General features: G+C 30.3%; 13 protein-coding genes and 1 pseudogene. 8 read left to right on the top strand and 6 right to left on the bottom strand.

The annotated features are described in order from the left end of the window. Genes LPB03_RS14605 through mraZ form a run of 5 tightly spaced genes read right to left on the bottom strand, consistent with a single transcriptional unit; the run spans position 1 to position 5,223 of the window. The gene (locus LPB03_RS14605; protein ID WP_065320382.1) at positions 1 to 1,467 is read right to left on the bottom strand and encodes a UDP-N-acetylmuramoyl-L-alanyl-D-glutamate--2,6-diaminopimelate ligase; all 1,467 of its coding nucleotides are present in this window, start codon (positions 1,465 to 1,467) and stop codon (positions 1 to 3) included. Between the two features lies 1 nt (position 1,468). Continuing rightward, positions 1,469 to 3,484: a PASTA domain-containing penicillin-binding protein gene (locus tag LPB03_RS14600; protein WP_170324240.1), complete on the bottom strand. Its 2,016-nt coding sequence runs from the start codon at positions 3,482 to 3,484 to the stop codon at positions 1,469 to 1,471. A gap of 6 nt (positions 3,485 to 3,490) precedes the next feature. Next, a complete protein-coding gene (locus LPB03_RS14595) occupies positions 3,491 to 3,817 on the bottom strand; it encodes an FtsL-like putative cell division protein (RefSeq protein ID WP_065320383.1) in 327 nt (108 codons plus the stop codon). 52 nt (positions 3,818 to 3,869) lie between these two features. Then, positions 3,870 to 4,769: a 16S rRNA (cytosine(1402)-N(4))-methyltransferase RsmH gene (gene rsmH / locus LPB03_RS14590; RefSeq protein WP_065320384.1), complete on the bottom strand. Its 900-nt coding sequence runs from the start codon at positions 4,767 to 4,769 to the stop codon at positions 3,870 to 3,872. Further along, positions 4,756 to 5,223 carry a division/cell wall cluster transcriptional repressor MraZ gene (gene mraZ, locus LPB03_RS14585; protein ID WP_065320385.1) on the bottom strand — a complete coding sequence of 156 codons (468 nt, stop codon included), beginning with the start codon at positions 5,221 to 5,223 and terminating at the stop codon, positions 4,756 to 4,758. The genes rsmH and mraZ overlap by 14 nt, the downstream gene beginning before the upstream one ends. 203 nt (positions 5,224 to 5,426) lie before the next feature. Between mraZ and LPB03_RS14580 the strand changes: the two genes are divergently transcribed. From LPB03_RS14580 to LPB03_RS14560, 6 genes and pseudogenes are all read left to right on the top strand, one after another. Further along, the gene (locus tag LPB03_RS14580; RefSeq protein WP_065320386.1) at positions 5,427 to 6,191 is read left to right on the top strand and encodes an alpha/beta fold hydrolase; all 765 of its coding nucleotides are present in this window, start codon (positions 5,427 to 5,429) and stop codon (positions 6,189 to 6,191) included. 12 nt (positions 6,192 to 6,203) lie between these two features. After that, positions 6,204 to 6,815: a ribosome biogenesis GTP-binding protein YihA/YsxC gene (gene yihA, locus LPB03_RS14575; RefSeq protein ID WP_065320387.1), complete on the top strand. Its 612-nt coding sequence runs from the start codon at positions 6,204 to 6,206 to the stop codon at positions 6,813 to 6,815. Between the two features lie 6 nt (positions 6,816 to 6,821). Then, complete coding sequence (locus tag LPB03_RS14570) at positions 6,822 to 7,508, top strand: RluA family pseudouridine synthase (RefSeq protein WP_065320388.1); 687 nt, start codon at positions 6,822 to 6,824, stop codon at positions 7,506 to 7,508. 178 nt (positions 7,509 to 7,686) lie between these two features. Then, positions 7,687 to 8,364 carry a DUF6624 domain-containing protein gene (locus tag LPB03_RS14565; RefSeq protein ID WP_065320389.1) on the top strand — a complete coding sequence of 226 codons (678 nt, stop codon included), beginning with the start codon at positions 7,687 to 7,689 and terminating at the stop codon, positions 8,362 to 8,364. Next, a pseudogene (locus LPB03_RS17005) lies at positions 8,361 to 8,474 on the top strand (nitroreductase family protein); the annotation flags it as partial. The gene LPB03_RS14565 and the pseudogene LPB03_RS17005, both read left to right, overlap by 4 nt. 24 nt (positions 8,475 to 8,498) lie before the next feature. After that, positions 8,499 to 9,128, top strand: a complete 630-nt coding sequence (locus tag LPB03_RS14560; protein WP_139059004.1) for a hypothetical protein — start codon at positions 8,499 to 8,501, stop codon at positions 9,126 to 9,128. 1 nt (position 9,129) lies between these two features. Here the strand turns inward: LPB03_RS14560 and LPB03_RS14555 are convergent, their stop codons facing one another. Further along, positions 9,130 to 11,511: a penicillin acylase family protein gene (locus LPB03_RS14555; protein ID WP_065320391.1), complete on the bottom strand. Its 2,382-nt coding sequence runs from the start codon at positions 11,509 to 11,511 to the stop codon at positions 9,130 to 9,132. 72 nt (positions 11,512 to 11,583) lie between these two features. On the opposite strand from LPB03_RS14555, the gene LPB03_RS14550 reads away from it, so the two are divergent. Both LPB03_RS14550 and galE read left to right on the top strand, forming a co-directional pair. Next, positions 11,584 to 12,750, top strand: coding sequence for a DegT/DnrJ/EryC1/StrS family aminotransferase (locus LPB03_RS14550; protein ID WP_065320392.1), 1,167 nt, complete (start codon positions 11,584 to 11,586; stop codon positions 12,748 to 12,750). 19 nt (positions 12,751 to 12,769) lie between these two features. Further along, positions 12,770 to 13,777 (top strand): UDP-glucose 4-epimerase GalE, encoded by a 1,008-nt coding sequence (gene galE, locus LPB03_RS14545; protein WP_065320393.1) that lies wholly within the window; start codon positions 12,770 to 12,772, stop codon positions 13,775 to 13,777. The last annotated feature ends 85 nt before the right edge of the window (positions 13,778 to 13,862 follow it).

The raw sequence follows: 13,862 nt of genomic DNA, 5'->3' as shown, positions 1-13,862 counted from the left end.
CTAGTTCTTTTTTAGTTGATTGAAACAATTTGTAACTTCTTCTAAATCATCAAAATGAGCGCGAACTCCGTTTATTTCTTGATAATTCTCATGTCCTTTTCCTGCAATCAATATAATATCTCCAGGTTCCGATAACTTGCAAGCAGTTTTAATTGCTTGTTTTCTATCTAAAACTGTGAGTGTTTTTTTATAGTTTTCTGGAGAAACTCCCACTTCCATTTCATCTAAAATGGTTTGAGCGTTTTCTGTTCTTGGATTGTCTGACGTGAAAATAACTTGATTGCTTAATTGCGAAGCAATATGTGCCATTTTTGGTCTTTTGGTTTTATCTCTATCACCTCCACAACCTACAACTGTAATCACTTTTTCGTTGTTGGTTATAATATCGTTGATAGTTTCTAACACATTTTTTAATGCATCTGGAGTGTGAGCATAATCTACAATTGCTGTAACTCCATCGTCTGAAATTATATATTGAAAACGCCCATTTACACTTTCTAACTGACTTACAATCGTTAAGATTTCTAGTTTTTCTAATCCTAATAAATCAGCAGTTGCTATAATTGCAGTTAAATTATAGATATTAAAAACACCAATTAATTTGGTCCAAACTTCAGTGCCATCCACAGAAATTAAAGTACCTGAAAGTTGTTTTTCTAAAATTCTAGTTTTATAATCTCCAACCGTTTTTAAAGCGTAACTATATTTTTTTGCAACCGTGTTTTGCAACATAAAGTTGCCATTTTTATCATCGATATTCGTTAACGCAAATGCCGATTTTGGCAAACTATCAAAAAACGATTTTTTTACATCTCTGTATTCTGCAAACGTTTCATGATAATCTAAATGATCGTGAGAAAGATTGGTAAAAATTCCGCCAGCAAACGTTAAACCTTCTGTTCTTTTTTGATGAATTCCATGCGAACTCACTTCCATAAAACAGTATTCTACACCAGCTTCCAACATCATATCTAAATATTTATTGATAGTTAAAGAATCTGGAGTTGTATGTGTAGCTTTAAATTCGGTTTCATCAACTAAAATTTTTACAGTTGATAACAAACCTACTTTATAACCTGCTTTGTGAAATAATTGATATAAAAGTGAAGCTATTGTTGTTTTTCCATTAGTACCTGTAACCCCAACTACTGGAAATTTTGTTGATGGATTTTCATAAAAATTAGCAGCCATTATTGCCAAAGCAACATTTGCATCAGCAACTTGAATATAACTAACTCCTTCTTTTTTATCATTTGGAAAATCTTCACAAATAATTACACTTGCACCTGAAGAAATCGCTTTATCAATGTATAAATGACCATCTACCTGAACGCCTTTTTGCGCTACAAAAACATCGTTATTCTCAGCTTTTCTAGAGTCGAAAACAAGGTGGTTTACATCCATATTTGTATTTCCAAATACTTGTTTGATGGCAACCTTATATAATATGTCTTGTAAATTCTTCAGTTTATGATAATTTTAAAATAATTGTTGTTCCTTTTATTAATTTCTCACCTTTTTTAATAGATTGAGTTTCTACTTTTCCTACACCAGAAAACTGGACTTTCATTCCTATATTTTCTAACATAGAAACTGCATCCATACCATCCATACCCTCTACATTTGGTACTTCTTTATACGTTTTATAAGCAATTTTATCATATGCGTTATATTGCGTATCTAAGGCTGCATATTCTACTTTTTGATTTACAGTTTGATTATCAATTGGTGTTGTTGTGTAAATTTTCTGAGCAATTTCTTTAAAAATTGGTGCAGCAACAGAAGCGCCATAATATCCTTTCTTTTTATCAGGATCGTGCACCAACACAATGCAAGAATATTTAGGATTTTCTGCTGGAAAAAACCCAGCAAAAGAAGCTACATATCTTTGTGTTGAATAATAACCACCTTCCCATTCGCCATTTTTATTTTTAACTCTTGGAATATATTTTTTAGCAGTTCCTGTTTTACCAGCCATCGAAAAGTTGGGCGAATAAATATTATCTGCTGTTCCCTTAATCACCACATTTTCCATCACTTTTCTAACTTTATTAATGGTTTCTTGTGATGCAATTCTTGGGTTAACAATTTCGGTTTCAAAAACTTTTTCTGCTTTATCCTCTCTTCTTAATTCTTTTACGAAACGAGGTTTTACCATAATTCCATTATTGGCAACAGCATTGTAAAACATTAAAGTTTGCATTGGTGTTACAGAAATTCCATAACCCCAAGCCATCCATTCTAAAGAAATTTTACTCCAAGCTTTGTCTGATGGTTTTGGTATATAAGGTTTTCCTTCTCCTTTAATTTGAAAACCAATTGGCTTTGTAAATCCGTATTTTTCTAATTTTTCTATAAACTTTTCTGGTTGCTTATCGTAATGTTTTTTTATCAACTTTACAATCCCAACATTCGATGAAACCTCAAAAACTCTTGCAGCAGAAATTTCTCCATAACCACCATGTTTAGAATCTTCAACCTTTCTATTGTTTACGTAAATTCTCCCTTTTTCTGTATCAACAACTGTAGATGTATCAATATATTTATCATCTAAAACAGCCATTAAACTTGCTAGTTTAAAAGTAGAACCTGGTTCATGACTTTCCCAAACTGCATAATTTCTTTTCTCGAAATACTTTCCTTTTGATGTTCTTCCTAAATTAGAAATCGCTTTAATTTCGCCAGTTGCAGTTTCCATAACTACAGCACAACCATGGTCTGCTTCAAAATATTCTAATTGACGTAATAAAGCATGATGTGTAATATCTTGAATATTTACATCAATTGTTGTAATAACATCATGTCCATCAATAGGTTCTTTTTCGTTAACATCAGAAATTGGTTTCCATTGGTTTTTTGCAATTTTCTGTTTCCATCGCAAACCGTTTTCACCCTCCATAAAATCTGCAAAAGCACCTTCAATACCAGCTTCTCCTCTAAAATCTGCATACCCAATTGTACGTTCTGCAATTTTACCTATTGGATGCTCTCTTACAGTTTTATGTTCTGCAATAAAACCACCTTGATAAACGCCCAAATTAAAAATTGGAAATGATTTCATTTTCACATAATCATTATAACCCACATTTCTGGCAATTAATAAATACCTGTTTTTACGTTTTTTAGCGTCTCTTAATTTTGTTTGATAATGGTTTGCAGAATACCCTAACATTTTTGACAATTCTTTAGATAAACCTGCTATGTTTTTTTCGAAAACAGTTCCATCTACTGCAACAACATCCATTCTAATGGTATATTTAGACATTGATGTTGCTAATAAATTACCATCTGCTGCATACACATTTCCCTTATTTGCAGAAATTGTAAATTCTTTAACTGTAAGATCTGTAGAAAGTTTTCTGTATTTTTCTCCTTGAAAATATTGAATGTTTACCACACGAAAAATAACCGCAAACAAAATAAGCGTAATAAAACCAGCTACAATGTAGAATTTGGTAAGGATGCTTTTTTTGTGAGTTGCCAATTTGTTTTAGTCTTTATAGGTTACTTTTATTTTTTTTGGAGGATTTTCTGAAGGTTTCAGACCTCTTGATTTTGCTTTTTCTCTAATGTTAGATTCCATTTTCATTCGCATTAAAATGGTTCCTGTATCTACATATTCTGCTCGTAATTCTCGTTTCTTTTTATTTAATTCTGATATTTCTATCACTTTTTTATCTGCACTATGTGCGCTTGAAATCATAATTAATAGAAGCACAACAACAAAAATGATGATTCGCCAATTTTTAAAAGCAGACTCATCTGTAAGGAAACTTCCTCGCAAAAAATCGTAAATACCTCTTTTAACTTTTGTCATTTTTTCAATTCAATGTTTAAAGTTTAGAATTCAAAATTTTAAATATTGAACCTTAAACTTTTAGTGTTGCAATTCTCAACTTTGCACTTCTTGCTCTATTGTTAATTTTAATTTCTTCTGGAGTTGGAATTATTAATTTCCCAACTCTTTTTAAAGGCTCATTAGATCTACCAAAAGCATCTTTTTCTGGCTCACCTTTAAACAAACCTGTATGAATAAATCTTTTTACCAATCGATCTTCTAAAGAGTGATAAGAAATAACACTTAACCTACCATCCTCTTTTAATAAATTAGGTGTTTGTAATAAAAATTCTTTTAAAACCTCTAATTCTTCATTTACCTCAATTCTTATCGCCTGAAAAATTTGCGCTAAAATTTTATGTTCTAAAGCATTTGGCAAATACTTTTTTAAAATTGTCTTTAATTGAAAACTTGTTTCAATTTTTTGCTTTTCTCTTTCTTCAACAATTGTTTTAGCAACATTTTTAGAGTTTCTAATTTCTCCATACATAAATAATATGTCAGCTAATTTTTCTTCTGAATAAGTATTCACAACTTCTTTTGCTGATATTTTAGATCGTTGATTCATTCTCATATCTAAATCGCCCTCAAAACGAGTTGAAAACCCCCTTTCTGCTTCATCAAATTGATGAGAAGAAACTCCTAAATCTGCTAAAATTCCATCGACTTTTTTTATCCTATGAAATCTTAAAAACCTTGAGATGTATCTAAAATTCTCTGGAATTAACACAAAACGTTCATCATCAATTACATTTGCCAAAGCATCAGGATCTTGATCAAAAGCGAATAACTTTCCGTTTTTACCTAATCTTTTCAAAATTTCTTTGGAATGTCCTCCACCACCAAAAGTTACATCAACATACACACCATCTTCTTTGATAGCAAGTGCATCCACGCTTTCTTTTAATAAAACTGCATTATGATAACTCATCGAATTCTGTATTTCCCATTACTTCTTCAGCCAAATCTGCAAAATCATCTGCAGCATCGTCAATGGCTTTTTCGTACTTGTCTTTATCCCAAATTTCAATAATATTAGCAGATGACGACATGACTACTTGTTTTTGAATTCCAGCAAAATCGCACAAATCTTTTGGTATTTGAATTCTACCAGTTGCGTCTAACTCTACCAACTTTACACCAGCCGTAAACCTTCTTATAAAATCGTTGTTCTTTTTCTTAAATTTGTTCAACTTATTAATCCTTTCCATCATTATATTCCACTCTTTCATAGGATATAACTCTAAGCACTTTTCAAAAACTGCTCTTTTTAACACAAAACCTTCTTGTAAAATTGGTTGCATTTGCTTTTTCAAAGCTGATGAAACCATCACTCTGCCTTTAGCATCTGCCTTACATTCATATGTTCCAATTAGGTTTATCACACTTCAGAATTAATTAACATCAAAAATATATAAATTTTACCACTTTTTACCACTTTTTACCACATTGTTAATAAAAACACGCAATAACCCTACTCTATATGAGAAAACTTCTTGTTAACAACTGTGTTTAAGGATTGCTGAAATCGATTTCCATCTAATAAAAAAGAATTACATTTGCGATTGATAGCAATCAAAAAAAATCAATGACTGACCAATTAAAAACCGAAGGTGATTTTACTTATGCAGAAGCTGGAGAAGGACCTGCAATCATTGTTTTACATGGATTAATGGGCGCTTTAAGTAATTTTGGAGCAACTTTTACTCATTTTTCTAACAATGGCTATAAGGTTTTAATTCCTGAATTACCTTTATATTCGCTGCCACTTATAAAAACAAATGTTAAGAATTTAGCAAGCTATTTAAAAAACTTTTTAGAGTTTAAAAAAATTGATAGCGCTATTCTTTTAGGAAATTCGTTAGGTGGCCATATTGCTTTATATTTTACCAAACATTATCCTGAAAAAGTAAATACGATTGTACTTACAGGAAGTTCTGGTTTGTATGAAAAAGCAATGGGAGATAGTTTTCCAAAAAGAGGAAATTACGAATACATAGAAAACAAAACTAAAGAAGTTTTTTATGATCCAAAAATTGCTACAAAAGAATTAGTAGATGATGTGTATGCTACTGTAAATGATAGAATGAAGGCTTTAAAAACCTTATCTATTGCTAAAAGTGCAATTCGTCATAATATGAAAAATGATTTGCCTGAAATGACACAACCAACGTGTTTAATTTGGGGAAAACAAGATGGAGTTACACCTCCAGAAGTAGCGATAGATTTCCATAAATTATTACCAAATTCAGATTTATTTTGGATTGATAAATGTGGACATGCTGCAATGATGGAAAGACCAGAAGAATTCAATCAAATTCTACATGATTGGTTAAAATCTAGAAATATATAAAACTTTTTTGTTGTGAAAATTAAGTCTGCTGAATTTGTAATGAGTAACAGCAATGTTATAAATGCTCCCAAAGATAGAATTCCTGAATATGCTTTTATTGGGCGATCTAATGTTGGGAAATCTTCATTGATTAACATGTTAATGGAGCGTAAAGATTTGGCTAAAATTTCTGGGAAACCTGGTAAAACGCAATTAATAAATCATTTTAAAATAAATGATGAATGGTTTTTGGTTGATTTACCTGGTTATGGTTACGCATCAGTTTCTAAAAAGAAACGTGTAATTTTTCAGTATTTTATAGAAAATTATTTTAAAGAAAGAGAACAACTGGTTTGTACGTTTGTTTTAATTGATTCTAGACACGATCCTCAAAAAATAGATTTAGATTTTATGCAGTTTTTGGGTGAAAATCAAATTCCTTTTTGCATTGTTTTTACAAAGGCAGATAAATTAGGAAGTTCTAAACTGAACAAACAAATAACATCTTACAAAAAGAAATTACTACAACATTGGGAAACTCTACCAATGAATTTTTTGACTTCTTCTCAAACAGGTTTAGGTAGAAAAGAATTTTTAGATTTTATTGATGGCGTAAACGCAGATGTTGCCAAAGATTTTAAATAATCGAAAATGCACTCTACCAAAGAAAATTTACAAGTACTTTATGAAGATAATCATATTATTATCATCAATAAACGTGCTGGAGATATTACACAAGGCGATAAAACTGGGGATAAACCTTTAAGTGATGTTGTAAAAGAATACGTAAAAGACAAATACAACAAACCTGGCAATGTTTTTATTGGCACAGTACATAGGTTGGATAGACCAACATCTGGCATTGTAATTTTTGCAAGAACCAGCAAAGCTTTAGAGCGTTTAAATAAAATGTTGCGTGATAAAACCATCAACAAAACATATTGGGCGCTTGTAAAAAATAAACCTAAAAAAGAAAGTGATACTTTAATTGATTTTTTAAAAAAAGACACTAAAAAGAACAAATCTTTTGTGTACAAAAAAGAAATTGAAGGCAGCAAAAAAGCGACTTTACACTACAAAATAATTAAAAAACTAGACAATTATTCTTTACTAGAAATTGATCTAGAAACGGGTAGACACCACCAAATAAGAACGCAACTTTCATATATTGGTTCTCCTATAAAAGGTGATTTAAAATATGGTTTTGACAGAAGTAACAAAGATGGTAGCATCAGTTTACATGCTCGAAAAATTGAGTTTATTCATCCTGTATCCAAAGAAAATATTTCTCTAATTGCTCCAACTCCAGATGATGTAATTTGGAACGCTTGTAACTAAATACTATCTTTAGAGGAATATTTGCATGTCTGAAATTGCTTAAATAGTTCTCTAGCATACTATAACTTTATGAAGTTATTTCAGAAAATCAGAAGATAGCTATAGAGAGCGTTTTAAAATTCCTTTTTAGGAAGTTTATAAAGAGATTTAATTTAATATCTTTATAAAAAAAATCATTTTGAAAAAAATTTTATTCCTATTTTTTGTTGTTAGTAGTTTCTCTTATTGCCAAACTAAAGTTGATAAAAAAGCTCTAAAAACAGAATTAGACAGTATTTATAAGGTAGATCAAACTTTTAGAAGTTTATTAGATAGATCAACTGAAGATGATATAACTTTTCTAAATAAACAAGGATATACTTTAGATGAGTTTAAAAGAAATAGTTGGCCCATTATAAACAAACACGATAGTTTAAATTTAATTATCATTGAGGAGATAATAAAAAAACATGGATACCCAGGAAAAAGTTTAGTTGGTGAACCAACAAACAAAGCTGCTTGGTATGTTATTCAACATTCAGACAAAATAAACAAATACTTACCTATAATAGAAAAGGCAGGAAAAGAAAACGAGCTACCTATGACTTTAGTAGCAATGATGAAAGATAGGCAGCTAATGTTTGATAATAAGGAACAAATTTATGGAACACAGGGTACCACTAGAATGATAACAAACAAAGTAACTGGCAAACAAGAATATAAATGGTTTATTTGGCCAATCAAAAATCCTGAGAATATAAATCAATTAAGAAAATCTATTGGGTTTTCAACTACTATTGAAGAAAATGCAGCTAGGTTAGATATAGTTTATAAGGTTTATACACTTGAACAAGTTAAAAATCTTGATTTTGATTAGCTTTTGGTGCAGAAATAAACATGATTGTTTCTTGTGGAATCAGAAAACCAGAAGGTGTTTATGGGGAACGTTTTAGAATTCCTTTTGAGGAAGTTTATAAAGAGGTTTAATTTAATATATTTACAAAAAAAAACATGAAAAAATTTATAATTCTATTGATCTTTTGTTTGCAATTATCAACGTATTCTCAAGAAAACTTTGAAGGTATTTTAAAATTTAAAATAAAAATACAAGATAAAACAGGACAAATGACTGATGAAGAAACTGACATCTATGTAGGTAATTTACAAACATATTATCTTAAAGGAAAAAAATATAAATCAGAAATGAATGGTATATTAAAAATGGCTACTTATCACGAAGGTAAAGACACTTTGTTTACCAAAATGAACGGTATAAATTCATTAATGTATTCGTTAACTGATGAAAGCGAAGAAAAGGTAGTCTCTTACGAATTTAAAAAAACTGACAAAGTTATACTTGGCTATAAGTGTGAATTACTTGAGGTAAAAACCAATAAAGGTTTTCATCAATATTATTTTAATAAAGATTTAAAAAACTCTCCAACAGCTTACGAAAATCATAAAATGGGATTATGGGATTTTTTTAACGAAAAGACTGGTGGAGCTCTTTCAATTATTCAAATTTCTGATGTTAAGGATTTTAAAAGTTCAATTGAATTAATTTCTGTGGAAAGAAAAAAATTAGATAATAGTATTTTTGTTAAACCTGATTTGCCAGTTATAAAAATGCCAAAAGATTAAATTACTTCTTAGGCTTCAAAATCAACACATTCTCGCTTCTTTTTATTTGCACTTCATTTAGTTTCATGTCTACAAATTCACCATCCACAAATTTTTGAGCTTGATCTTTATAATGATCACTAAAAACATTTCCTGATTGTCCTGTAGGTAAAATTGCTAAACTGTTTTCTATATCAGAAAAATCAATGACTCTTCTTGTAGATGGCCCAGCTGTTATCTTATAAATGCCTGTACTATCTAATTTAAAAATTTGATTGTTAATTACTTCATTTCCACCAACAGTTTCAAAAGGCCCTACATTAAAAAACGTTCTTAACAAGCCTCCAGCTTTTCCAATGGCATGTTCATGCTCTACAGAAATTACTCTTTTCCAGAACCAATCATCCACATTTTTACCTAATTGATTTTCTAAAAACTCAAAACTGCTTTTAAAAGAATTTGTTATAATTTCTTGTCTGTTTTCTGTTTTATTTGGTGTTTTAATATCATCCCACCAAATAGAATTTGCTCTATTAATTTGAATCGGCAAAGCTTGATCTTGCAATTGAGAATTGATGAACAACTCAAAACTATCTCCTAACTCATCCTTATACGTATTTGCTAAAACTTCATATAAAAAACGATTGTAGATTGTTGCAGCAACAGAGGTTTTTAAATAATTTCCATCCCAACTTTCCAAAATAGAAATTGCTTTTTTCTCAGAGGCACTCAAATTAGTTTGATCGATATTTTTTATTAAATCAGCAGCAATTTCTGAAACTGTAGACGATTTTACATCAAACATCATTTTTGCTACATCCTCTTTTGTAAAATCGTTTTTTGCATCTAATAATTGGGTAATCCTTTTTGCTCTATCTTGTGGCTGATAATAACCAGGGTACAATTTTCCTCTCACAGAATCTGGTTGGTTATTGGCAGAATACACATAATTCCAAGCAGGATTTATCGCTTGTGGGTTTTCATCAAAAGGTACATATTCTGTAATTTCATCTTCGCCAGAAGCTCCATCTAAATATATTTTAGAAGACAGACTATCTCTTAATTGATACAATTTTGCAGAAGCAAACCAAGCAACATTCCCTTTTGCATCTCCATACATTACATTTAAACCTGGAGCGTGAATTTTAGCAACAGCATTTTTAAAATTAGTTAAAGATTTTGCGTGAGACATTTCAAAAGAAACATCTAATTGCTCGTTTTTAAGTTGTGTATACATCCAATTCATGGCAATTGGTCTGTCATCTTCTAAATGAGAAATAATGCCATTCATAATAGGTCCATGTTTTGAAACTTTTACTTGGAAGGTTGTATCTTTTTCATCTTTTATGCTGATGGTTTTATCAATAAATGTATAATCTTTAAAACCTTCTACAGTTTTATATTGATTGGAATTTTCAGGATTATTTTCTTCGATATAAAAATTTAAATCATCATTTGCTAACATTGTTAAACCATACGCATATTCAGTATTATGCCCTAATAACGGAAAAGGCATCAAAGCAATATTGAATCCATAAATTTCAAAATCGGGTGTTTTTATATGATTTTGATACCAAACAGAAGGTTGCGAAAAACCAATATGAGGATCGTTTGCAAAAATTACTTTTCCCTTTTTTGTTTTTTCAGGCGCTAATACCCAAGAGTTACTTCCTATAAATGTAGAAACTGGTAATTTATCCATCAACTTACTAACAGCAGCAGACATTTGTCCTTTAATCTCTTTAGTTTCGTATTTGTTGATTGTTAAATCCCCTAAATCTGTAGTCATTAACTCATTAAAATAAGCATCACCTAATTTTTCTTTAATTTCAGTTAATAAAGGATCTGTTTTATGAGCAACAGCAAAGCTAAAAGCCATATAACCAAACACATTATAGACATCTTTTATGGTATAATTTTCTTTTTCTAACCCTAAAAGTGTAAATTCTAAAGGCGTTTTTCCATCATTTATATATTGATTAATTCCATCTAAATAAGATTGCGTTAATAGATAAGCTTCAGAATTTGTATCCAAATTTGCAATGGTTTTTTCAGCAGCTTCTTCAATCCCTAAACCCGCAAAAAACACATCGGTTTTCAACAAATCTTTTCCAAACATTTCAGACAATCTTCCAGAAGCAATTCTTCTAATCAATTCCATTTGCCATAACCTGTCTTGTGCATGCACATATCCCAAAGCTACATAAGCGTCTTTTTGGTTTTGTGCATTGATGTGAGGAACCCCAATTTCATCAAAATAAACAGTTACCTCTTCAGATAAATTTTTGATTTCTAATTCTCCATCATATTTAGGATGATATGTCAAGGAATACAACCAAACTCCAACAACTACAAGAACAATTATTAAAACTAAAATTTTTAAAGTTTTTTTGATAAATTTCATTTGAAAATTTTTGATGAGCCCAAAGATAAAATATTTATGTTGTATTTTTGATGTTTAACAATTTCATCATTTATGAAAAAAATACAAATGGTTGACTTACAAAGTCAATATCAACAAATAAAAGAAACAGTAGATGCTTCAATTCAAGAAGTATTAAATACCTCCTCTTATATAAATGGACCTTTGGTGCATGAATTTCAAAAAGATTTAGAAGATTATTTAGGAGTAAAACACGTAATTCCTTGTGCAAATGGAACTGATGCTTTGCAAATTGCAATGATGGGTTTAGGCTTAGAACAAGGAGATGAAGTAATTACCGCCGATTTTACATTTGCAGCAACTGTAGAAGTTATAGCATTGTTAAAATTAACACCTGTTTTGGTTGATGTTGAAGCTGATACTTTTAACATCGATATTGAAGCGCTTAAAAAAGCAATAACTCCAAAAACGAAAGCAATTGTACCCGTTCATTTATTTGGACAAGTTGCCAATATGGATGCTGTAATGGAAATTGCAAAACAACACAATTTGTTTGTAATTGAAGATAATGCACAAGCAATTGGTGCTAATTATACTTTTAAAGATGGTACACAAAAAAAAGCTGGAACTATTGGAAATGTAGGAACAACTTCTTTTTTCCCTTCTAAAAACTTAGGTTGCTATGGAGATGGAGGAGCTATTTTTACCAATGATGATACACTTGCACATACTTTAAGAGGTATTGTAAATCATGGAATGTACGAACGTTATTATCATGATGTTGTGGGTGTAAATTCTAGATTAGATGCTATACAAGCTGGAGTTTTAAAAGCTAAATTACCCAATTTAGATGCATATTGTAATTCAAGAAGAAATGCAGCTCGTTTTTACAACAATGCGTTTGCAAACAACCCGAATATAATTACTCCAACAACAAAATCGAACAAAACAGCTAATTGCAATCAAATTTGTGATGTTTGTGATTGCCACGTTTTTCATCAATATACATTGCAAATTACCAATGGTCAAAGAGATGAATTGCATAAACATTTGTTAACGAAAGAAATACCAAATGCTATTTATTATCCTGTAGCTTTGCATTCACAAAAAGCTTACAAAGATGAAAGATACAATGAAAGCGATTTCCCAGTGACCAATGAGTTGATAAAAACAGTAATTTCTTTACCTATGCACACAGAACTAGAGGAAGATCAATTACAATTTATCACAAAAACAATCATCGATTTTTTTAATAAATAACACCAGAAATCAACCAATAATGAAAAAAATTTTAGTAACAGGAGGCCTTGGTTTTATAGGTTCTCACACAGTAGTTGAATTACAAAACGAAGGTTTTGAAGTCGTAATTATTGATGACTTATCAAACACAACAATCTCTGTTTTAGACAGCATTACAGAAATTACAGGTATAAAACCAATTTTTCATAAAGCTGATGTTCGTGTAAAAAGCGAAATAAAAGCCGTTTTTGATGCTCATAAAATTGATGGAATCATTCATTTTGCTGCGTTTAAAGCAGTTGGAGAAAGTATTGCAAAACCTTTAGATTATTACGAAAATAATTTGAGTTCACTAATTTATATTTTACAAGAAGTTAGAGATCGTAAATTAGATAATTTTATATTTTCTTCTTCTGCAACTGTTTATGGAGAACCAGATTCATCACCAATTACAGAAAATGCTCCTGTAAAAAAGGCAGAATCTGTGTATGGAAATACTAAAAAAATTGGCGAAGAAATCATTAAAGATTCTAGTAATGCTTATGGAATTAATGCAATAGCTTTGCGTTATTTTAATCCAATTGGTGCTCATCCAACTGCAAAAATTGGAGAATTACCTTTAGGCGTTCCCGCTAACTTAATTCCTTTTGTTACACAAACTGCTGCAGGAATTAGAAAAGAACTATCTGTTTTTGGAGATGATTACCCAACAGAAGATGGAACTGCAATTCGTGATTATATTCATGTTGTAGATTTAGCAAAAGCTCATATTGCAGCTTTAAAAAGGCTTATCAACAAGAATAATAAAAATGCTTTTGAGTTCTTTAATATTGGAACAGGAAAAGGAACGTCTGTTCTAGAAGTAATAAAAGCGTTTGAAAAAGTAAATAATTTAAAACTAAATTATAAAATTGTTGACAGAAGACAAGGTGATGTGATGACTTGCTATGCAGATACAACACACGCAAATAAAGAACTAAACTGGAAAACAGAAATTAGCTTAGAAGAAGCCTTACGTTCTGCTTGGAAATGGCAACAAAAACAATAGGTTTAGATTATAAATAATATTCATAAAAAAAAGCTTCATAAATAAAAATTTATGAAGCTTTTTTAGTTTTGTAAAGTATGCTTTA

The sequence above is a fragment of the Polaribacter vadi genome, from assembly GCF_001761365.1.
GTDB lineage: Bacteria > Bacteroidota > Bacteroidia > Flavobacteriales > Flavobacteriaceae > Polaribacter > Polaribacter vadi.
The sequence above is the reverse complement of the archived record's forward strand: the minus strand, read 5'-3'. Positions and strand labels throughout refer to the sequence as shown.